Origin of the sequence: Sulfurospirillum halorespirans DSM 13726 (genome assembly GCF_001723605.1) — a bacterium.
GTDB lineage: Bacteria > Campylobacterota > Campylobacteria > Campylobacterales > Sulfurospirillaceae > Sulfurospirillum > Sulfurospirillum halorespirans.
The window spans coordinates 565,454-585,498 of record NZ_CP017111.1; the positions used below are offsets into that span (position 1 = coordinate 565,454).

General features: G+C 40.6%; 20 protein-coding genes. 15 read left to right on the forward strand and 5 right to left on the reverse strand.

Annotation, left to right across the window (positions count from 1 at the left end):
- Positions 1–48: 48 nt before the first annotated feature.
- The 9 genes from rpsB (at position 49) to SHALO_RS02855 (ending at position 8,237) form a co-directional block, all read left to right on the forward strand.
- The gene (gene rpsB, locus SHALO_RS02815) at positions 49–840 is read left to right on the forward strand and encodes a 30S ribosomal protein S2 (RefSeq protein ID WP_069477284.1); all 792 of its coding nucleotides are present in this window, start codon (positions 49–51) and stop codon (positions 838–840) included.
- The gene (gene tsf, locus SHALO_RS02820) at positions 840–1,907 is read left to right on the forward strand and encodes a translation elongation factor Ts (protein WP_069477285.1); all 1,068 of its coding nucleotides are present in this window, start codon (positions 840–842) and stop codon (positions 1,905–1,907) included. The genes rpsB and tsf overlap by 1 nt, the downstream gene beginning before the upstream one ends.
- A gap of 59 nt (positions 1,908–1,966) precedes the next feature.
- The gene (locus tag SHALO_RS02825) at positions 1,967–2,611 is read left to right on the forward strand and encodes an ABC transporter ATP-binding protein (RefSeq protein ID WP_069477286.1); all 645 of its coding nucleotides are present in this window, start codon (positions 1,967–1,969) and stop codon (positions 2,609–2,611) included.
- Complete coding sequence (gene fliR, locus SHALO_RS02830) at positions 2,589–3,389, forward strand: flagellar biosynthetic protein FliR (protein ID WP_069477287.1); 801 nt, start codon at positions 2,589–2,591, stop codon at positions 3,387–3,389. The genes SHALO_RS02825 and fliR overlap by 23 nt, the downstream gene beginning before the upstream one ends.
- A 60-nt stretch (positions 3,390–3,449) precedes the next feature.
- The gene (locus tag SHALO_RS02835) at positions 3,450–4,874 is read left to right on the forward strand and encodes a hypothetical protein (protein WP_069477288.1); all 1,425 of its coding nucleotides are present in this window, start codon (positions 3,450–3,452) and stop codon (positions 4,872–4,874) included.
- A 2-nt stretch (positions 4,875–4,876) separates the two neighbouring features.
- Positions 4,877–5,491: a guanylate kinase gene (gene gmk / locus SHALO_RS02840; RefSeq protein ID WP_069477289.1), complete on the forward strand. Its 615-nt coding sequence runs from the start codon at positions 4,877–4,879 to the stop codon at positions 5,489–5,491.
- Between the two features lie 70 nt (positions 5,492–5,561).
- Positions 5,562–5,804, forward strand: coding sequence for a twin-arginine translocase TatA/TatE family subunit (gene tatA / locus SHALO_RS02845; RefSeq protein ID WP_069477290.1), 243 nt, complete (start codon positions 5,562–5,564; stop codon positions 5,802–5,804).
- 9 nt (positions 5,805–5,813) lie between these two features.
- Positions 5,814–7,400, forward strand: a complete 1,587-nt coding sequence (gene argS / locus SHALO_RS02850) for an arginine--tRNA ligase (RefSeq protein WP_069477291.1) — start codon at positions 5,814–5,816, stop codon at positions 7,398–7,400.
- Between the two features lie 3 nt (positions 7,401–7,403).
- The gene (locus tag SHALO_RS02855) at positions 7,404–8,237 is read left to right on the forward strand and encodes a DNA/RNA non-specific endonuclease (protein ID WP_069477292.1); all 834 of its coding nucleotides are present in this window, start codon (positions 7,404–7,406) and stop codon (positions 8,235–8,237) included.
- Positions 8,238–8,256: 19 nt separating this feature from the next.
- Here SHALO_RS02855 and SHALO_RS02860 read toward each other — a convergent pair whose 3' ends face one another.
- From SHALO_RS02860 to SHALO_RS02875, 4 genes are all read right to left on the reverse strand, one after another.
- Complete coding sequence (locus tag SHALO_RS02860) at positions 8,257–10,161, reverse strand: bifunctional diguanylate cyclase/phosphodiesterase (protein ID WP_069477293.1); 1,905 nt, start codon at positions 10,159–10,161, stop codon at positions 8,257–8,259.
- Positions 10,161–10,616 carry a hypothetical protein gene (locus SHALO_RS02865; protein WP_069477294.1) on the reverse strand — a complete coding sequence of 152 codons (456 nt, stop codon included), beginning with the start codon at positions 10,614–10,616 and terminating at the stop codon, positions 10,161–10,163. Before SHALO_RS02865 ends, SHALO_RS02860 begins: the two co-directional genes overlap by 1 nt.
- Complete coding sequence (locus SHALO_RS02870) at positions 10,616–12,520, reverse strand: TonB-dependent receptor domain-containing protein (RefSeq protein WP_069477295.1); 1,905 nt, start codon at positions 12,518–12,520, stop codon at positions 10,616–10,618. The genes SHALO_RS02865 and SHALO_RS02870 overlap by 1 nt, the downstream gene beginning before the upstream one ends.
- A 107-nt stretch (positions 12,521–12,627) precedes the next feature.
- Positions 12,628–13,053, reverse strand: coding sequence for a Fur family transcriptional regulator (locus SHALO_RS02875; RefSeq protein WP_069477296.1), 426 nt, complete (start codon positions 13,051–13,053; stop codon positions 12,628–12,630).
- Between the two features lie 172 nt (positions 13,054–13,225).
- Between SHALO_RS02875 and SHALO_RS02880 the strand changes: the two genes are divergently transcribed.
- Positions 13,226–14,254, forward strand: coding sequence for a cytochrome-c peroxidase (locus SHALO_RS02880; protein ID WP_069477297.1), 1,029 nt, complete (start codon positions 13,226–13,228; stop codon positions 14,252–14,254).
- A gap of 46 nt (positions 14,255–14,300) precedes the next feature.
- On the opposite strand, the gene nadD is transcribed toward SHALO_RS02880, so the two are convergent.
- Positions 14,301–15,182, reverse strand: a complete 882-nt coding sequence (nadD, locus tag SHALO_RS02885) for a nicotinate (nicotinamide) nucleotide adenylyltransferase (RefSeq protein WP_069477298.1) — start codon at positions 15,180–15,182, stop codon at positions 14,301–14,303.
- 112 nt (positions 15,183–15,294) lie between these two features.
- Between nadD and gap the strand changes: the two genes are divergently transcribed.
- From gap to SHALO_RS02910, 5 genes are read left to right on the forward strand one after another with little or no spacing between them, the layout of a single operon-like run.
- Positions 15,295–16,293 carry a type I glyceraldehyde-3-phosphate dehydrogenase gene (gene gap, locus SHALO_RS02890; protein WP_069477299.1) on the forward strand — a complete coding sequence of 333 codons (999 nt, stop codon included), beginning with the start codon at positions 15,295–15,297 and terminating at the stop codon, positions 16,291–16,293.
- A gap of 15 nt (positions 16,294–16,308) precedes the next feature.
- Entirely contained in the window at positions 16,309–17,508 is a 1,200-nt protein-coding gene (locus SHALO_RS02895; RefSeq protein WP_069477300.1) for a phosphoglycerate kinase, read from the forward strand.
- A 2-nt stretch (positions 17,509–17,510) separates the two neighbouring features.
- Complete coding sequence (locus SHALO_RS02900) at positions 17,511–18,224, forward strand: triose-phosphate isomerase (protein WP_069477301.1); 714 nt, start codon at positions 17,511–17,513, stop codon at positions 18,222–18,224.
- Positions 18,225–18,238: 14 nt separating this feature from the next.
- A complete protein-coding gene (gene fabI / locus SHALO_RS02905) occupies positions 18,239–19,060 on the forward strand; it encodes an enoyl-ACP reductase FabI (protein ID WP_069477302.1) in 822 nt (273 codons plus the stop codon).
- Positions 19,061–19,069: 9 nt separating this feature from the next.
- Positions 19,070–20,035 (forward strand): ABC transporter permease, encoded by a 966-nt coding sequence (locus SHALO_RS02910; RefSeq protein WP_069477303.1) that lies wholly within the window; start codon positions 19,070–19,072, stop codon positions 20,033–20,035.
- The last annotated feature ends 10 nt before the right edge of the window (positions 20,036–20,045 follow it).

Genomic DNA, 20,045 nt, shown 5'->3' on the forward strand with positions numbered 1-20,045 from the left:
GTTGATGGGTGTGGAGGCAAAACCAAAAAAAACACAAGGAGCAAATTCATGGTAACCATGAAAGACCTATTAGAATGCGGTGTACACTTCGGACACCAAACTAGACGTTGGAATCCAAAGATGAAAAAATTCATCTTCGGGGAGAGAAAAAACATCTATATCGTAGATTTACAAAAAACGTTGCGTTATTTTAGATACACGTACAATGTTGTTAAAGATGCAGCAGCAGAAGGCAAAACAATGCTTTTTGTTGGTACCAAAAAACAAGCAAGCCAAGCGGTTAAAGAGTATGCAGAAAAATGCGGTATGCCATACGTTAACCACAGATGGTTAGGCGGAATGCTCACAAACTACCAAACAATCAGACAATCAATCCGTAAACTTGACATCATCGAGAAGATGGAAGAAGATGGACAAATTGACCTTCTTACGAAAAAAGAAGCGTTGATGCTTAGAAGAAAAAAAGAGAAACTTCTTGATTACCTTGGTGGTATCAGAAACATGAAAAACTTACCCGATATGATCTTTGTTATCGACACTGTAAAAGAAAAAATTGCGGTTCAAGAAGCAAGAAGACTTGGAATTACCGTTGTAGCTCCACTTGATACCAACTGTGATCCAGACGTTGTTGATCTTCCAATCCCTGGAAATGATGATGCGATTCGTTCAATTCAACTTTTCTGTAAAGAGATGTGTGAAGCGATGACTGAGGGTTACGAAATCCGTTCAAAAGATGCTCCAGCTGCAGAAGAAGTAGCCGATATTAACGAAGATGAGAAAAAAGAGTTGATCGCAGAAGTGGTCAGCGAAGCAGAGTTTGCAGTAGAGGAAGGCGAATAATGGCTGAGATTACTGCTGCTTCGGTCAAAGAACTTCGTGAGTCCACTGGGGCTGGTATGATGGACTGCAAAAAAGCACTAGTCGATACCGATGGTGATTTTGAAGCAGCCAAAGATCTTTTAAGAGAAAAAGGTCTTGGTAAAGCGGCTAAAAAAGCTGACAGACTTGCTAGCGAAGGTTTGGTCAACGTTTTCGTTGATCCAAGTCTTAAAATAGCAACGGTCAGTGAAATCAATGCTGAAACAGACTTCGTTGCAAAAAATGAAGGCTTTATCAATTTAACCAAAGACACCACAGCACATATTCAAACGACCAATGTTGAAACAACAGAAGAGTTGATGAAAACAACGATTAATGGGACTGTGTTTGAAGAGTATTTTGCAACGAAAGTTGCAACGATTGGTGAGAACTTGGTCGTTAGACGTTTTGCAACGCTTAAAGCGGGCGCAAATGGCGTTGTTAATGGGTATGTTCACTCAAACGGTCGTGTAGGTGTTTTAATTGCGGCAAATTGTGATAGCGAAAAAACAGCAGCAGCAGCGGGTGAGTTTATCCGTAACTTGTGTATGCACGCAGCGGCAATGAAACCAAGTTTTTTAAGCTACACGGAGCTTGATGCTGAGTTTGTTGAAAAAGAGACCGTTGGTATTAAAGCGGATATTGAAAAAGAGAATGAGGAGTTGAAAAGACTTCAAAAACCTCTTAAGCGTATGCCTCTTTTTGTTTCTCGTGTGCAGTTAACCGATGCTGTTTTAGAAGATGCTAAAGCTGAGATGCAAGCGGAACTTAAAGCACAGGGTAAACCTGAGCAAATCTGGGACAAAATTATTCCTGGACAAATTGATCGCTTTATCGCTGACAATACACAGCTCGACCAACAATACACACTTTTAAGTCAATTCTATGTTATGGATGATAAAAAAACCATTGCACAAGTGGTTGAAGAAAAAGCTAAAGAGCTTGGTGGTAAAATTGAGCTCGTAGGCTACGTTCGTTTTGAACTTGGCGAAGGCTTAGAGAAAAAAGCATGTGACTTCGCGAGCGAAGTTGCTGAGCAACTCAAATAAATCTAAAAATTTTTCGTGGTGAAGAGGCAACTCTTCACCCTCTTTCTTGAAGGACATTGATGTCTTTACTACATGCACAAAATATCTCTCATGCTTTTGATTATCTTCTATTTGAAAATGTTAATTTTACACTTTCCCCTAAAGAATCGATGGCGATTTTAGGTGTCAGTGGTAGTGGAAAATCAACCTTACTTCATATCTGTTCGACACTGCTTCAACCTAATCAGGGCGAAGTGATTTTGTGTGATCATACTATTTACAGCGATAGTGATGATGCAAGGTTAAAACTAAGACGTTACGATGTAGGGATTATTTTTCAATCTCACTACCTTTTTAAAGGCTTTTTTGCCAATGAGAATGTGGAACTTGCCTCTTTTATCAGTGATCAAGAAATTGACCCTAGCATTTTAGAACGTTTGGGCATCGCTGATTTTATGCACTACCGTGTAGGAGATCTTTCAGGTGGTCAACAACAACGTGTCTCCATAGCGCGCGTACTGGCTAAAAAACCCAAAATTATCTTTGCCGATGAGCCCACGGGAAATTTGGATGATAAAACCGCTCAAGAGGTTATGAACGTTTTGTTTGAGTACATTGAAAAAGAAAACGCGGCTCTTCTTTTGGTCACTCATAATCATCAATTAGCCAAACAGTGCACCTATACCAGACATCTCCATGTGGATGGACTCAAAGAGGAAGCATAACGTGGAATCACTTGTAAAACTTTTTGGTGAAGGGCAGGTTATTCTCTTTCTTCTTCTTTTTGCGAGGCTCAGTGGTCTTTTTGCTTTTTTCCCTTTTTACTCTCATGCCAATATTCCACTCAGCATTAAATCATCCATCACGTTTTTTATGGTCATTTTTTTATTTCCACTTCTCCCTCCAGCTTTACATGTAAACGCAACACTGCTCAACCTTTCGCTGGCGATTGTCGGAGAACTGTTGATTGGTTTTGTGGCAGGACTTTTTTTAACCATAACGATTTCCATTTTGCAAATGGCGGGAATGCAGATTTCGTTTGTGATGGGTTTTACGATGGCGAGTGTTGTGGACCCTCAAACGAGTACCTCGATTCCTCTTTTGTCACAAATGCTCTCTTTAATCGGTCTGATGGTCATTTTAGCCTTTAATGGGCATCACCAAATGCTCCTTTTTATCGCCGATTCCTTAACGCTTTTGCCGCTAGGAAGTTTTTATCCACAAACCAATATTCTCACCTATCTTCTCAAAGCGATGACAGGAATGTTTGTGTATGGGTTTATCCTCTCTTTCCCTGTCGTAGGCTTTTCGCTTCTGTTGGATGTTGTTTTTGGAATGCTGATGAAAACCATGCCTCAATTTAACCTTTTGGTTATCGGATTTCCTATTAAAATCATGGTTTCATTGGTGGTACTTGTTGCGACATTGGCGTCCATTATGCTGCTCTTTAAGAAAGAATTTATCGAAGCGCTCAACCATTTGACCATTCTTTTTGTGCGTTAAAGCAATCATAAATTTTTTTATACTACAATGAGTGTTAATAATTCTCATTCAGGAGTGAGCATGCGCCTGTTACTACTCAATAATAATCCCGCTGTTTCAAGATTGATCAAACTTAGTGCCGAAAAAGCTGGGTATGAGTTAGACGAGTTTGAAGATTACGGCTTAGTGCCACTCACAACGTACGACCTCATTTTAGTGGACAATGAACTCTATGATGAGAATGCCCTCGTAGCACTTCGTGAACATACAGACTGTGACTATGTCGTCTACATCTGCCAAAGAGGTTCCAAAAAACCTGAAGCGGTCAATGTGGTACTTGAAAAACCTTTTTTACCAACCGATTTTTTAGTCCTTTTAGAGAAGATTAAAAATGTGATTGAAAGTCATAAAGCTGAAGAGGTCACTGAAGATCTCGTAGTGACATCTTCTGCAACAACCGATGCTTTTGATATTGATCAAATCGATACGCTTGAAAGCGAAGATGATATGCTTCCTATCAACCTTCTTGAAGAGTATGACAATGACTTTAAAAAAGAAGAATCAAGCGATCAAAGGGATAGCTTTGACGACCTTGAATTGGATGATTTGAATTTAGATGATAACGCTTTGGAAGATAAACAGAGTGATCTTGAAGAAAAAGAGTTGACACTGGAAGATCCATTCTCATTTGATGCGGTTGACTCTTTGGATAAAGAGGCTCCAACATCTTTTGAAGATTTTGATTTTGAAGAAGAACCAAGTGCTGTTTCGTCATCTCTTGATGAAGAAGAGGAAAAGAGCGAGGAAGAAGAGGCACATAACCCTTCTATTTTGGATAAAGATGATATTGATGAAGTGAAGCAGCTTTTAGACGAAAGTGAAGAGGAAGAAGAAAAAGAAGATGAAAAAGAGATTGACGCGTTGTCACTGGATGCACTTGGCATCGAAGAAGACGATGCAGGAACCTTTTTCTTGGATGAAGATGAAAAAGAAGAACCTTTGGTAAAAGAGGAGAATCCTTTAGCGCTTGAAGCAGATGATATGTCTGATTTGACCTTTGAAGATGTTCCTCCCGTAGAAGATGAGATGGAAGAAGAGCCGGAAGAAGATGCTGTGGTTGCAGAAGATCAAGAAGAGATTATTGATGATTTTGCAGAAGTGATCGAGGAAAAAATAGAAGAAGAGAAAGAACAGGCATTGGAAGAAGAGGAATTCCTCCCAAGTCTTGATAGTGCCCTTAGTGGATTGGATGATGCGCTAGGAGAGATTGATTCTTTGGATGATCTGAATGAAACTATGCTCAAAGTGGCTTTTGGTGAAGATGTTGAAGAAGAAGCTGAAGCTCCTGCTACTGTAGCTCCAAAAAGCCAAGATATTGAAGTAATTCGCGATGAGATTGAAAATAGCATTGCGCGTAGTATCTCAAGCTTAGCGCAAAGCGATATTTTACGTGAAGCGCTTAAGGGAATGCGTCTGAATATCTCCATTACCTTTGATGAGAAGTAGCCGTGAAGGGTAACCTTTTAGTGATTTCAGGACCGAGTGGCTCGGGGAAAAGCTCTTTAATGAAAGAGGTGCTTCAAGAGATTCCCGATGCGTACTTTTCAATTTCAAGCACAACCCGCTCCATTCGTGAAGGGGAAAAAGAGGGTGTCAATTACCATTTTATCTCCAAAGCAGAGTTTGAAAAAGATATGGATGAAGGGTTCTTCTTAGAGTGGGCGAAAGTGCATGATAACTACTATGGTACATCACTCAAGCCTATTTTAAAAGAGCTTCATGAAGGTAAATTGGTCATCTGTGATATTGATGTGCAAGGACATAAAATTGCACGGGAAAAATTTGGAAGTATCATCACCTCTGTTTTCATCACAACACCCGATCAAAAGTCACTCAAAGAGCGCCTGATCAACCGAGGAACCGATAGTGCAGAAGTCATTGAAAAGCGTTTAGATAATGCTGTTTCTGAGATGACACGCATCCGAGAATACGATTATCTTTTAATTAATGACGATTTTAAAACCACACTGCACGCATTGTTTGCCATTGCGCATGCTTCACGAAAAAAAATGGCGTTAATGGATTTGGGTGAATTTATGAGTGCGTGGGCAAACATCGAATAGACTTTTTGTTTATCAAAAAATGGTACAATACCAATAACTATATATATCGTTATCAGACAAAGGAGAGAGTATGGGTTCGTTTAGTATTTCACATTGGTTAGTCATCTTAGCAGTGGTTGTTTTGCTTTTTGGTGCAAAAAAAATACCAGAACTTGCTAAAGGTGTAGGTCAAGGTATTAAAGATTTTAAAAAAGCGATTAAAGAAGATGAACAAGCAAAAACAACAGTCGATCAAGTAGAGACAAAACCTGAATCAAGTGCTACACCAACGGCTACGACATCAACACCCGCAGACGAAAAAAAGTCTGTATAAGGTTACGTATTGAAAAAATCGGTTATTCGTGCTATTAAAGAAAAATTACAAAGAGAGTTTGTTTTAGAGAAACCTACCAATCTCTCTTTTGGTCATTATGCAACCCCCATCGCTTTTTCACTTGCGAAAGAGCTCAAAAAATCCCCTATTGCCATTGCAGAAGAGATTGCTACGCAGTTTGATCTTGGTGAGATTTTTCAAGAAGTGACCCCGATTAAAGGGTACATTAACTTCAAACTCAGTGAAAGCTTTTTGAATCAGTATGCCACGTGGGCGATTCAAAATGAAGCGCTTTTTGGAAAAGACGATCAAACTGAGACGATACTGCTTGAGTATGTCAGTGCCAATCCAACCGGTCCCTTGCATATTGGTCATGCCAGAGGTGCCGTTTTTGGTGATGCCCTTGCACGCATTGGAAAACATTTAGGGTATAAGATTACCACAGAGTATTATGTCAATGATGCGGGTAATCAAGTAGATCTTTTAGGACTTTCCCTTTATCTCTCAGGACGTGAGCACATTTTAGGCTTACATGTAAACTGGCCAGAAGAGTTTTACAGAGGTGAATACATCATCGATCTCGCGCATGTTGCTAAAGTTGAACTGGGTGATGCTATTTTTGAAGATGAAGCCAATATTAAAACGCTCTCCGTCTGGGGCAAAGATAAGATGTTAGAGCTTATCAAGTCCAATCTTGCCGACGTTGGCATTGAATTTGAGCAATTTGTTAGCGAAAAATCCCTTTACGATAAATGGGATGAGAGCTTTGTCAAACTTCAGAAGCATGACAAAACCTACAAAGAGGGTGGTAAAACCTGGATTCGCTCGACCGAACTTGGCGATGAAAAAGATCGTGTGGTCGTGAGAGAAGACGGCAGACCCACCTATCTTGCAGGCGATATTATCTACCACGATAACAAATTTCAACGAGGGTATGATCGGTACATCAATATCTGGGGTGCAGATCATCATGGGTATATTGCACGGGTCAAAGCGGCGATTAACTTCTTAGGGTATGATGAGCAAAAACTTGAGGTTTTGCTGGCTCAAATGGTCTCTTTGCTTAAAGGTGGCGAACCGTATAAAATGAGCAAACGCGCGGGCAATTTCATCTTGATGAGCGATGTGGTGAGTGAAGTAGGCAGTGATGCACTGCGTTTTGTCTTTTTAAGCAAAAAGTCTGACACTCATTTAGAGTTTGATGTCGATGTTTTTAAACAAGAAGACAGCAATAACCCCATTTTTTACATCAACTACGCCCATGCGCGCATCAATCAAATTTTTGCAAAAGCAGAAAAAAGCCTGAGCGATGTCCAAGATGTTACGTTGGAAAATTTGAGCGAAGAGGCACACAATCTTCTCTTTAGCGCACTTTTATTGCCAGAAGTGCTTGAAGATGCTTTTAACTCGCGTCAAGTGCAAAAGGTAACAGAGTACCTCAAAAATTTAGCGGCAAGCTTGCATAAATTCTACAATGAAAACCGTGTTGTCGGCAGTGAAGATGAAGAAAAATTTCTCAAGCTCTTCGCCGTTGTAGCCCTTTCACTTCGCGTAGGACTTAAACTGATAGGCATTAACGCAAAAGACAAAATGTAGCGTATGCGTGTGAAAAGATCGTTTGTTGTTTCTGCTCTAACGTTTTGCCTTAAATATCCCAAAGCATTTTTAGTAGCCTTCCTTTTAGGAGGGCTATCTTACTCGTACGAAGTTTTCATCGCACGCGATACGATGAGCTTTCAAGGCATTCCCACTGCGACGCAAAGCGCATCCTACACACGCATCTTTCGCAACCATGCTTATATGGTCGGTTACTCTGATCTTAAAGGCAATCCTCTGTGGGTTGTGTATAAACTGACGCCTGTAAAAGAAAATGCCCCTCACCTGAAACGTCCGGATGGTTTTCATGCAGATTGGCGCAATGTGGGGTTCATAACCAGCAGTGATTATACGAACAGCGGTTACGATAGAGGACATATGGCGCCTAATCATGCTATCTCGATTCTGTATGGCAAAGAGGCGCAGTATGAGACCTTTTTGATGACCAATATTACCCTTCAAAAACCCTCTTTAAACCAAAAACTGTGGCAACAGTTAGAAGAGAAAGAATTAGAGATGTTTGCGCCAAAATTTAAAGCACTGTGGGTCTATACAGGTCCTTTGTTTGATGCAAAGGTTACGCGACTGAAAAGCTCGTATTTTGTGGAGATTCCCGATGCGTTTTATAAAATGTATGTGGGTATAGAAGAGGATGGTACGCTTAGAACCTTAGCGTTTATTCTCCCTCAAAATGCGAAAGCGACGGATCGTTTAGAGAAGTATGCGGTAAGTATTGATGAAGTAGAGCGCCGTAGCAGGTTTGATTTTTTACATGAGCTTGAAGATGAAATTGAAGAAGCACTTGAAAAAAAGATAGATGCTAAAGCGTGGTTTTGATCTTTACATGTAAAGATTTTTAGGCGTCTATTAATGGGCTAGGCGTTGAGAAAAAGAGTCCTTGCGCGTACTCAATGCCCAAAGATTGGATCATCTCGTAAATCAACGCATCACTTACATACTCAGCAATCACTTTAATCTGTGCTTCCTTCGCAAAGGCAACAATATTTTTGACCAATAAAAAAGAGATTTTATCATCTAAAACTTTTTGGATAATCGCCCCATCGATTTTAATATAATCGGTTTTTATCTCTGCCAGATAGATGAAATTGGAGTAGCCACTACCAAAATCATCGATATAAATAGTATAGCCCAACGATTTGAGCATCAAAAGATTGTTTTTGGCATCTTCTCTGTTGGTAATATCTTCGGTTTCGATGATCTCAAGTCCAAGCCTTGGGGCAATATTTTCTTGCCGAGCATAGTTTTTTAAAATACCTAGAATGGACTCATCAATCACATCATGTGGATTGAGATTGACGCTAATGCTCACCTTTGGATGGCGTAGCAGCTCTTCGTAACAGATACTCAGCACCTCTTTGGTGATATTGCGTAAAATGAAGGTGCCTTTAATGGTCGGAAGAATGCGATCAGGCAAAATAACGTTGCCATTTTTATCGATGATGCGAAGCAGTGCCTCGTAGTGTGAAAGCTCTTGAGTAGTTGTGTGGACAATTTTTTGATAGTAGCACTCGATACGATGCTCTTCAATCGCTGCTTTAATCTCATTAAGTGACATACAGGTATTTTGCGTATTTTCGTTCTCGTCGTAAATTTCTATAGTATTGCGACCTTTTGTTTTGGCATTATAGAGTGCAATATCAGCTAGTTTAAAAGCCTCTTGGAAGGTTCGTGATTTATGGGGAACAAGGTTAACCCCGATGGAAACGGTGATTTTAATCGACTCTTCGTCTGAGATAGCAAAGGCATTTTCTTGGATAGCGTAAAAAATGCGCTCAATCATATTAAGAGCAATCAAATGCCCATCTCTGCGTGTTTTGGCAAGGATCAAAAACTCTTCACCGCCATAGCGTATGACAATGTCTTCTTTATGCCTGATGGTCAGTAAAATGGTGTTGGCGACTTGTTTTAAAATTTTATCACCGACATCATGCCCGTAGGTATCATTGACTTTTTTGAAATAGTCAATGTCCAATGTTGCGAGAATGTAATCGTCAAGATTAATAAAATCTTCGTATTTTTGAAGGTAATTTCGATTGTAGACATTCGTCAGTTTATCGATAAAAGCACTCTTCCTAACAGCACTAAACCGTCTAGTTTGAATGGTAACAAAGATCAGTATGGCAAAAATAACGCTCATAACACCTATAATGCCGTTTTGGATGGTATGAATAATTTGGTTGATCTCTTCAATTTTATCGATGGAAAAATCAATTGCTAAAATGAGCTCGACATCGCCTTTGTTTAAGATGGGAACCAAATAACTGATCGAGAGTTGTTGTAAGAGGGTATGACGAATGATAAGTGGCGCTTTTGTGCTATAAATTTGCAGCCATTCAAGGCTTTCGACATCCAGTTTTTGATCAATAAAGGCTTTTTCCTCATGAATAGAAGCATCGCTTAAAAAGCGAAAAACGCCTCTGTTATCTCGGTACAAAAGGTAAGCATATTTGATATGGGGTGTTAAGAGTGTTTTTAAACTCTCTTCAATTTTGCGCTGAAGAAAACTATTTTTTTTAATATCCTCAGAGAAATGGGTACTCTCTTTTAAAAGCGTTTCGATATAGGTTGCACTGTTATGGGTAATGGAAAAAACATCGGAGGTCGAAATTTCAAAAATTTTAGTTTCAATGCTTTTTTCAAGCCGCATCGTTGCTAAGAGCAAAAAAAGCAAAATAGAGGCGATGACGATAATGGGAACGAGCATATAAAAAGGATTTTTAAACAAAGGCTTCTTATGCATTAAAAATTCTCAACAAACTGATCAAACGTTTTCGGCAGCTCTATTGCTTTTATTTCAAGTCTTTTTTGGATAAAGACGATGTTTGGCCTGCTTTTATTCCAAAAAAGTGCCCCAAAATACTTCTCATCGGAGAGAAGTTTGCGGTAGTTGTTGGTAAAAAAGAGTCGGTTTGTATTATCGCATAAACTCTCTTTTTCGACAGCTTTATTGACAAAAACAAAATTGGATGTTTCACATTTTGAACTCAGTGTAAAATATTTTGAATAGACCTTTTCTTCCATCTCTGACATGTGTGGAATAAAGAGCTTTATCTTTCCATGCAGCGAAGCCGTAGCAATTTCAGCAATAATTTTTGCTTCAAGCTCAACCTCTTTACTATAGGGCTGTACCAAAAAAGTATAGTTTTCAGAACTCAAAAAGCTTAAAAGAGTAAAAAGAAGGATAAGTACTCTCATTAGAATACCCACCTTATTGAGAAGGTGACACTTCGATCGTTATCATCTAAAGCAAAAATAGCGCCATCTGGTCTTTCTGAGTAGAGCGATTTGGTTGATTTATCTAAAATATTGGAGGCTTTAATGCTGTAGCTAAGATCTTTGGTAACATGATAGGTCGCACCAAGGCTCATGTCAAAGCTATCGGGAATATCAAGACCCAAGTATTCATACCCATTTCGATAGATAATCGAAGTAAAGTAATCAAACTTCTGGTACCCTCCCATAAATTTTACATAACCCCCTTTTGTGGAGTTGTTAATGGCTTCACTGAGCGTGGATGTATAGTAATTTAAGTGGATTTTATCTCGTTTGGAGAAGCTGTATTCATAGTCAAAAAGAAGTCCATCTGTTTTAATTCTGTGATCAACATTGATAAACCCAACGGGTGTGAGATAGAGAAAATCATCAATCTCCACATGATCAAACGTCACCCCAAATTTTGAGTTACCTTCGGTATAAACACCTTCTAATGAGTAGATATAGTACTGTTGCGATGTGAGTGCTGGCTTACTGGTATCGGCATAATCAACGTTATAAAAAGAAGGCGCTAGAGCTGTTTGGGTGTAAAAGCTTTTAAAGCCCCAGTTATCAGTAGGGGTGTAGATGGCTCCCACTCGCAACAGTGTCTCTGAACTGTCTTTCAAATAGGCATTTCGGTCGTAATAATCAAGTTTTGTGTTAGCGACTAAAATGAGGTCATCTTGAAGTTTATAGCTGTCTTGAAAGAGGATCGACGAGGTGGTCTCTTCATCAAAACTATTGTAATGTCCTACACTGTTTGTTTGATTGATAAAATTGGTGGTCTCACGATTTTGCACATCGTAAGTTTTATTTTTAACATTGAGTGCTGCGATAAATGAGTTGTTCTCGGTGTCAAATGATTTGGAGAGATAAGCATTCGTTTTGACAAAGCGTAGATCTTCTGTAAAATTTTTAGGGATGCTCAATGGATTAGAGAAATTAATAACAGGAATGACGTCGATACCTTGTGCATTGGCTTCCTCGTAACTTCGATCATTCACATCAACTGAGAGGTTGACTTTAAGGGATTTGTCTTCTAAGAAAGAGTGTGTGACATCAACAAAAAAATCTTTCGAGAGACTCTTCCCACTATTGGGTGTGGCATCAAATGCAAGGCCAGTGTAGTTGTTTTTAGAGACATCGGTATAGCCCATATTGATTTTTGTGGTTTCGTTGCTAATGTCAGCATAGAAGTATTGTTTTGTGCCATTGCTATTAAGTTTTTGACCGTTATAAATGGAGGTATATTTGATCTTTTCTTGATTCAAGAACATCAAATAAGACCAGCCATTTTCAAAACTGGAAGAATTGGTAAAACTTTGTGAGTTAGAGCCTTTAGAGGTAATCCAGCTATTGATCTCAGAACTATTCTCTTTGAGCGCGGATTTGGTGTAGATGCGTACAAAATAGATGCCCGTCTCATTACCATACGAAAATGAGCTCTCTCCATAATAAATTTCAACGTGATCAACAAAATCTAAGGGTAAATCGCCCCAAGAGAGGGAAGTGGATTGATCGTAGCCTGAACTGATTTCATGGTCGTTAATAAAGAAGCGAAAAAAGCCGCTGGTGGTTGTTTTAGAACCTGTGAGCGAGTAGTTGGTGAGTCCAAATTGGTTGGTATTGATGTTAAAAAGAGGCAGCTCTTTTAAAATATCGTTGAGCTTGGTGTATTGCATGAGGCGGATCTCTTTTTGAGAATAAATCACCACATGCCCGATCTTTTCATTGACGGTTTGCAAAGAGTTATCGGACGTTGATTTATACTCTTGCAAGAGTGCATCAAGTGAGTCAGAAAAGAGCAGACTACTAAGGAGTCCAAGCAGCACAATAATCTTCATGGTTGAGTGCAAAATCCTTACATGTAATTTATAAGCAATATTAGTATAGGAAAGAAGAGCTTAATAATCTCTATGGAAGAAGGAAAGTGTAATCTAATGGTAATAGACTATAAAGATGCCCTCAACGTTTTAGCAGCACATACTTTACACATACCATTCATAACGATAAAACTATGACTAATATGAAAACCACTTCGCAAAGAAATTGTCTCTAAAAAGGGTTTTGTCTCCATAAACATATCTTCAACACTGCCGCATTCTGAACATAAAAGATGAATATGGGGTACTTTTTTTATCTCGTACTGCTGTTTTTGCTGTGGAAGTTTAACCTCTTCTAAGATGTGAAATGAGATGAGGTCGTTGATATTTCGGTAAAGCGTTGCTTTGGACATCGTCGGGTATTTATGAAAAATGGAGTCGTAAAGTGTGTCAATATCGACATGTCCAAACTGATCGATTGAATCTAAAATCGCAAGTCTTTGGTGCGTTGATTTGAGATTGCTTGCTTTTAAAACGTCTTTAAACCGATCCATCTGAATGCTGTCCTTTACATGTAATGTAAAATTTTATAGGAGCTGAACTTAATAAGATATTAACTATCCTATTTATTCCTCCAATATAATAAGAAATAATTCTAAATAAGATTAATTACTATTTAAGATTTAAATTCATATACTTCTATCACAAACTTAAAAAGGAGAAGAAATGCAAATTTCTAAGGTACTTAGCCTTTGTGCACTCAGTGCAACCGTTGTTTTCGGAGCAAACACGCTGGTAGATAAGGTGAAACAAAATGGAATCGAAGCCATTCCTGTAAGTCAACTGGAAGTTTTAAAGCTAATTGATGATCCTAAGGATCCAATCACAACTGCAAAAGTAGAACTGGGCAAAAAACTCTACTTTGATCCTCGTATGTCACGAAGTTCCATCATTAGTTGTAACACCTGTCACAATCTTGCCACAGGAGGAACGGATGGCGTTAGTGCTGCAATTGGTCATGGTTGGACCGCCAACCCGCATCATCTCAACTCTCCAACGGTTTATAACTCCGCTTTTTTTAAAGCACAATTTTGGGATGGCAGAAGCCCACACCTAGCCGATCAAGCACAAGGCCCTGTTCAAGCAGGTCCTGAGATGGCAGCACCTCCTAAATTGGTCGAAGAGCGCATTAACTCCATTCCTGCCTATGTGGAAGAGTTTAAAGGTGCGTATGGCGATAACGTGAAAATTTCATTTGAGAAAATCACATCCACGATTGCCATTTTTGAAAAAACGTTGGTCACACCTTCGCGCTTTGATGATTTCCTCAATGGCAATGAAAACGCCCTGAGTAAAGCTGAAAAAGAGGGGTTGGAACTCTTTATGGATAAAGGGTGTGCGAGTTGTCATAATGGCATTGCCCTTGGAGGAACCATGCAACCGTTCCAAGTTGCTGGCAAATATAAATTTGCACAAGTCGGTGATTTCGTGGGCGATAAAAACGGGTTAGTCAAAACACCAACGCTTCGCAATATCACAGAAACAGCGCCATACTTCCACAATGGAGCGATTTGGACACTTAAAGACGCCATTAAAGAGATGGGAAGTACGCAGTTAGGTATTACGATTACAGATGCGGATAGTGCCAAGATTGAGACATTTCTCAAAGCACTAAAAGGGCGAAAACCTGTGGTGATTTACCCTGAGCTTCCTGAGAGCAGTGAGAAAACGCCAAAACCTGACGCAAAACTTTAATGAAGTGGTGCCTTCCTAGCAAACCTAGGAAGGCGCATTGACAAAGCTACTCTACGCCTCTTACTTTTTTCATCTCGTCTTCGCGCTCTTTGAGGAAAAGTTCAAGATTGTATTTTTGACGATACGCGGGTGTCATAAGGTGAATTAAAATGTCTCCCATATCAATAACCGTCCAGTTATCATCGGCGTCAACGTTTAAAAAACTCTCCCCCGCACCTTTGAGTTCGGTTTTGAGGTGATCTAAAAGTGAAAGACCATGTCTCTCGCCCATCGTGGTTGCAATCACAACCGTGTTGACAAAATAGTCTTTGCCTGTCATATCAAACACTTGTATCTCTTCTGCTTTTTTATCACTGAGTGCTGTGACAATTCTTTCGATTCTGCTATCCATTGGATTCCTTGTATAAAACGCCATCACTTCATTTTCGATGCTTTTGGGAATAAATCTTCGATCTAAAAATGAGCGGAGCTTTGAAGAACTGATATTAACATTAATTGGTAAAATTTTCAAGTCTTCAGGCGGGTGAAAAGCACCACGAGGTGCTACGACAAATTCTACGTGAGAGCAAAGCTCGTCATAGCGGTTCCATTTGGGCAAAGCGGTGAAACTGTCACTTCCCACAATGAGATAAATCTTGGCATTTTTGTAAAGATGCTTTACATGTAAAACCGTTTCAATCGTTGGAACCTGTCTTTTTTGATCGCATTCGTACGAAAAAATCTCTACTTTTTCCATGCCTTCAAACATCTTTGCAAGCCAACGTTGACGCATCGGAGCAGGGGCACAGAAGCTCTCTTTAAAAGGGCTTAAGTAAGTGGTTACAACTAAAAGTTTGTCAATATCAAGGATTTCAAGGGCTTTTTGGACGATGAGTTCGTGCCCTGTGTGCGGAGGATCGAAAGAGCCTCCAAAAATAGCTATGTTCAACGGTGTGTCTCCATGGACTTTAAACTTTTTTATACATCATTTTTGCTAAAATAATTCGCTTTTCTAAAAGCGAGTATGGATTAAAACGACTATTATATCAAAAGGAAGACCTATGGCACTCAAAATTGCTATAAATGGATTTGGTCGCATTGGAAGATGCGTTGCTAGAATTATTGATTCACGCGATGACGTTGAGCTCGTATGCGTTAACGATACGGCTGATCGTGCTATGACAAAACAGTTACTCAAATACGATAGCGTCCATGGAGTTTTCCAAGGTCACGTTGAATTACTCGAAGATGATTATATGCAGATAGGAAAAGCAAACGTTAAAATGTTTTCAACCCGCGATCCTAAAGCTTTAAATTTTGCAGATTACGGTGTCGATGTCGTTCTTGAATGTACGGGCGCACTTTTAACGCTCAAAGATACACAGGTTTTTATTGACAACGGCATCAAAAGAGTCGTCATGTCTGCTCCTGCAAAAGATGATACACCAACCTTTGTGATGGGTGTTAATGAACACACCTATGCAGGTCAGAGCATTGTTTCTAATGCCAGCTGTACGACAAACTGTTTAGGACCTGTCGCCAAAATTTTGGACGATGCGTTTGGCATTGACAAAGGGTTGATGACAACCGTTCACTCGTATACCAACGATCAAAATATTTTAGATGTCAAACACAGCAAAGATTTGCGTCGTGCACGTGCTGCTGCGATCAATATGATTCCAACGAGTACTGGAGCTGCTAAAGCGATTGGGCTGGTTCTTCCACACCTCAAAGGACGTTTGCACGGACAAAGTATACGTGTTCCAACACCGAACGTTTCGATGGTCGATCTCAACGTTCTTCTTAAAAAAGAGACCACCAAAGAGGAGATCAATGCCCTCTTTACCGAGCAAGCCAATGGCAAACTCAAAGGCATTTTGGAAGTCGATGTGGAGCAGAGAGTTTCTCAAGATTTCGTCACCAGCACGCTCAGTTCCATTGTTGCCTTAGATCTTACACAAGTCATCGGCGGCACTATGGTCAAAGTGATGGCGTGGTATGACAATGAGTGGGGCTATTCAACCCGTTTGGTTGATATGGCTTTACATGTAAGCAAATAAACGTAAGGATAAGGAATGATTCGCTCCATTAGAGACCTCGATATTGCAGGTAAAAAAGTATTTATTCGTTGTGATTTCAATGTGCCTTTAGATGAATTTACCAATATCACGGATGACAGGCGTGTACGCTCTGCGATTCCTACGATTCGCTACTGCTTGGATCATGGCTGTTCGATTATTTTAGCCAGCCACTTGGGTCGCCCCAAAGGTGCTGTGGATGAAAAATATTCTTTAGCTCCCGTTCAAATGAGACTCAAACGCCTTTTGGATAAAGAGGTGCTTTTAAGCTCCGATGTCATCGGCAAAGACGCAATGGAAAAAGCGGCTGCGTTGCAACCAGGTGAAATTTTACTCTTAGAAAACCTTCGTTTTAGCAAGGGTGAAACGGCAAACGATGAAGAGTTTGCTAAAGCCCTTGCGGATATGGCAGAAGTGTACATCAACGATGCCTTTGGTGTGTGTCACCGTGCGCATGCTTCGGTGGAAGCCATTACGCACTATTTCAATGAAAAAAGTTCTGCCGCTGGTTTTTTACTTCAAAAAGAGGTTGAGTTTTCCAAAAACTTGCTTCGCCGTCCAACACGTCCGTTTGTCGCAGTTGTGGGTGGTAGTAAAGTCAGTGGAAAACTCCAAGCACTGGTAAATTTACTTCCTCGTGTCGATAAACTCGTTATTGGCGGCGGTATGGCGTTTACGTTTTTAAAAGCGCAAGGGCTTGATATTGGAAATTCATTGGTGGAAGATGAACTTCTAGATGAAGCCAACCGCGTTATGGAAGAGGCAAAACGCTTGGGCGTTAAACTTTACTTGCCAGTGGATGTTGTGGCGGCACAAACCTGCTCACAAGACGCAACGATCAAATTTGTGACGGTTCAAGAGATTCCTAAAGGCTGGATGGGCTTGGACATTGGGCCTGCAACATCACGTCTGTTTAGAGAAGCACTCGCCGATGCACAAACGATTCTTTGGAATGGGCCGATGGGTGTTTTTGAGCTTGAAAAATTCTCCAAAGGCAGTTTCAAGATGTCTCATGTGATCGCAGAAGCGCACGCAACAACCGTTGTGGGTGGTGGTGATACCGCCGATGTCGTCGCTCGTGCAGGTGACGCGGATGAGATGACCTTTATCTCCACAGGTGGGGGAGCGAGCTTAGAATTGATCGAAGGCAAAGAGCTTCCTGGCGTTAAAGTACTGAGCCAAAGTGAGACTGAGTAAGCATGATCATTGCTTCAAATTTTAAAACCAATTACACCAGAGGCTCTGCAAAGGCGTTTATCCAAGCGATCCAAGCGTTTATTGCCAACACCAAAAGTGAGCAACAGGTCCGCATTTTTGCCCCCTTTACAGCGTTAGATCGCTTTGATGAGGTTGCGACTCTTAAAGTGGGAGCACAAAATTTTTACCCTGTGCAAAATGGCTCCTTTACGGGCGAAATTGGCTTTGAACAGCTCGAAGAGTTTGGCATTCAAACCGTTTTGATCGGGCACAGTGAGAGACGTCATATCTTAAAAGAGTCCCAAAATTTGAGTGCACAGAAGTATGATTTTGCCAAAGCTAGGGAATCTGAGATTATCTATTGTATTGGTGAGCCTGCTGAGATTCGAGTGCAAGGCATTGATGCTGTGATGAGCTATCTTTGGGAACAGTTTGAAGGCATTGATATCAGCTACGACAAACTCATTATTGCGTATGAGCCTGTTTGGGCGATTGGCACGGGTTTAACGGCTAGCTTGGAAGACATTGAAGAGGTGTTAACACGCCTACGTGATAAACTCTGTGCACCTCTGCTGTATGGCGGTAGCGTGAAAGTTGAAAACATTGAAACGATCTTACATGTAAACGCATGCGATGGTGTTTTAGTGGGAACGGCGAGTTGGAATGAAAATGCGTTTTGCGAGATGATTCGCATCGCAGATAACGTCAAAAAATAAGAGGAGAGTGAAGTATGGTCATGAAGGGCAAAAAAGGTCTTATCGTAGGAATTGCCAATAATAAATCAATCGCGTATGGCATTGCAAAAGCGTGCAAGGAACAAGGGGCAGAGCTTGCGTTTACCTATTTGAATGAATCTTTAGAAAAGCGTGTACGCCCCATTGCAGACGAGTTTGGCAGTGACAAAGTGTATGAGCTTGACATTAACAATCCGTCCCATTTAGAAGCCTTAACTGCTTCATTGGAGAAAGATTTTGGAAAGATCGATTTTGTCGTTCACTCCGTTGCCTATGCACCTAAAGAAGCCCTAAGTGGTAAATTTGTCGACACAACCAAAGAGGCGTTTGACATCGCGCTTGGTACATCGGCGTATTCCTTGGTTTCACTCTCACGTGCGTGTTTGCCTGTGATGAATGACAATGGCTCGATCTTAACGCTCTCTTATTTAGGCGGGCCTCGTTATGTGCCTCATTACAATGTGATGGGTGTTGCTAAAGCAGCTCTTGAGGCAACTGTTCGTTACCTTGCGGTTGATCTTGGGCGTCAAGGCATTCGCGTTAATGCGATCAGTGCGGGTCCTATTAAAACCCTTGCGGCGAGTGGCATTGGTGATTTTAGAATGATTCTTCGTTGGAATGAAGTCAACGCACCGCTTCGCAAAAATGTGACCACGGATGAAGTGGGCAACAGCGGAATGTACCTTTTGAGTGATCTTTCCAGTGGCGTTACGGGTGAAATTCACTACGTCGATGGTGGCTATAACATCATGGGTATGGGAATGGATGAAACCGATGCAGAGGGGCATACGATCCTTGCGTGGGATATGCAAAAATAAGGAAATCGCATGAAATTAGTGCTGCAAAAACTAGGATATGTAGTACTGATGCTCTGCATTATTTCTCTGATCTCTTTTGGAGCCATTCATTTGGCTCCCAACTCTTTCTTCGCCAGTGGCGAGCTCAATCCCAACATTACCCCCGAATCACTCGAACAACTCAAACGTGTCTACGGGCTCGATCAATCCCTCCCAGCACAATTTTTCGCATGGTTTAAAGCGATGCTCCAGCTTGATTTTGGCATCTCGTTTGCCAGTGGAAAAGCCGTACGTGATGAGATATTAGAACGTCTTCCGATCACCCTTTTGATGAATGTGATTAGTATGATTTTGGTCTTTATTTTAGCGCTGTATTGGGGTATCAAATCAGCCATGAAGCATTCAAAGCTTTACGATAAAAGCATCAAACAAGTGGCGCTCATTAGCTATGCGATGCCTTCGTTTTACCTTGCCCTTTTGCTGGTCATTCTTTTGGCGGTGCAGTGGAAACTGTTCCCTATCTCTGGGCTCCACTCACAAGGTGTGAGCAGCGATACTTTCGCGTATATGACAGATATGGCGTGGCATTTAGTTTTACCCATTTTCGTCATGGTGTTTGGAGGTTTGGGAAGTTTGATTTTGTATGTGCGAAGTTTGACACTCAATATTTTAAAAAGTGACTACATCTTCTTTGCCAAAAGCAGAGGCATTGAAGGGAAAGCGCTTTTGATGCGTTTTATTTTACCCAATCTCTCCCCTCCGATTGTGACAATTTTAGGGCTTTCCCTACCTGGACTTATTGGAGGCAGTGTCATCTTAGAGTCGATTTTTGCGATCAATGGTATGGGATTGCTCTTTTACCAAAGTGCTTTAAGCAGGGATTACCCTGTGATTATGGGGATACTGATTATCTCCTCTTTTTTGACGTTACTGGGCAATATGATTGCCGATTTGATTTTAACAAAACTCAATCCTCATTTTAAACGTAGAGGATAAAACACTTTAA

Bases quoted from the DNA above. Each gene is read 5' to 3' on its own strand.
- rpsB (WP_069477284.1), top strand. From the start codon at position 49: ATGGTAACCATGAAAGACCTATTAGAATGCGGTGTACACTTCGGACAC.
- tsf (WP_069477285.1), top strand. From the start codon at position 840: ATGGCTGAGATTACTGCTGCTTCGGTCAAAGAACTTCGTGAGTCCACT.
- SHALO_RS02825 (WP_069477286.1), top strand. From the start codon at position 1,967: ATGTCTTTACTACATGCACAAAATATCTCTCATGCTTTTGATTATCTT.
- fliR (WP_069477287.1), top strand. From the start codon at position 2,589: ATGGACTCAAAGAGGAAGCATAACGTGGAATCACTTGTAAAACTTTTT.
- SHALO_RS02835 (WP_069477288.1), top strand. From the start codon at position 3,450: ATGCGCCTGTTACTACTCAATAATAATCCCGCTGTTTCAAGATTGATC.
- tatA (WP_069477290.1), top strand. From the start codon at position 5,562: ATGGGTTCGTTTAGTATTTCACATTGGTTAGTCATCTTAGCAGTGGTT.
- SHALO_RS02855 (WP_069477292.1), top strand. From the start codon at position 7,404: ATGCGTGTGAAAAGATCGTTTGTTGTTTCTGCTCTAACGTTTTGCCTT.
- SHALO_RS02860 (WP_069477293.1), bottom strand. From the start codon at position 10,161: ATGCATAAGAAGCCTTTGTTTAAAAATCCTTTTTATATGCTCGTTCCC.
- SHALO_RS02865 (WP_069477294.1), bottom strand. From the start codon at position 10,616: ATGAGAGTACTTATCCTTCTTTTTACTCTTTTAAGCTTTTTGAGTTCT.
- SHALO_RS02870 (WP_069477295.1), bottom strand. From the start codon at position 12,520: ATGAAGATTATTGTGCTGCTTGGACTCCTTAGTAGTCTGCTCTTTTCT.
- SHALO_RS02875 (WP_069477296.1), bottom strand. From the start codon at position 13,053: ATGGATCGGTTTAAAGACGTTTTAAAAGCAAGCAATCTCAAATCAACG.
- SHALO_RS02880 (WP_069477297.1), top strand. From the start codon at position 13,226: ATGCAAATTTCTAAGGTACTTAGCCTTTGTGCACTCAGTGCAACCGTT.
- gap (WP_069477299.1), top strand. From the start codon at position 15,295: ATGGCACTCAAAATTGCTATAAATGGATTTGGTCGCATTGGAAGATGC.
- SHALO_RS02895 (WP_069477300.1), top strand. From the start codon at position 16,309: ATGATTCGCTCCATTAGAGACCTCGATATTGCAGGTAAAAAAGTATTT.
- SHALO_RS02900 (WP_069477301.1), top strand. From the start codon at position 17,511: ATGATCATTGCTTCAAATTTTAAAACCAATTACACCAGAGGCTCTGCA.
- fabI (WP_069477302.1), top strand. From the start codon at position 18,239: ATGGTCATGAAGGGCAAAAAAGGTCTTATCGTAGGAATTGCCAATAAT.
- SHALO_RS02910 (WP_069477303.1), top strand. From the start codon at position 19,070: ATGAAATTAGTGCTGCAAAAACTAGGATATGTAGTACTGATGCTCTGC.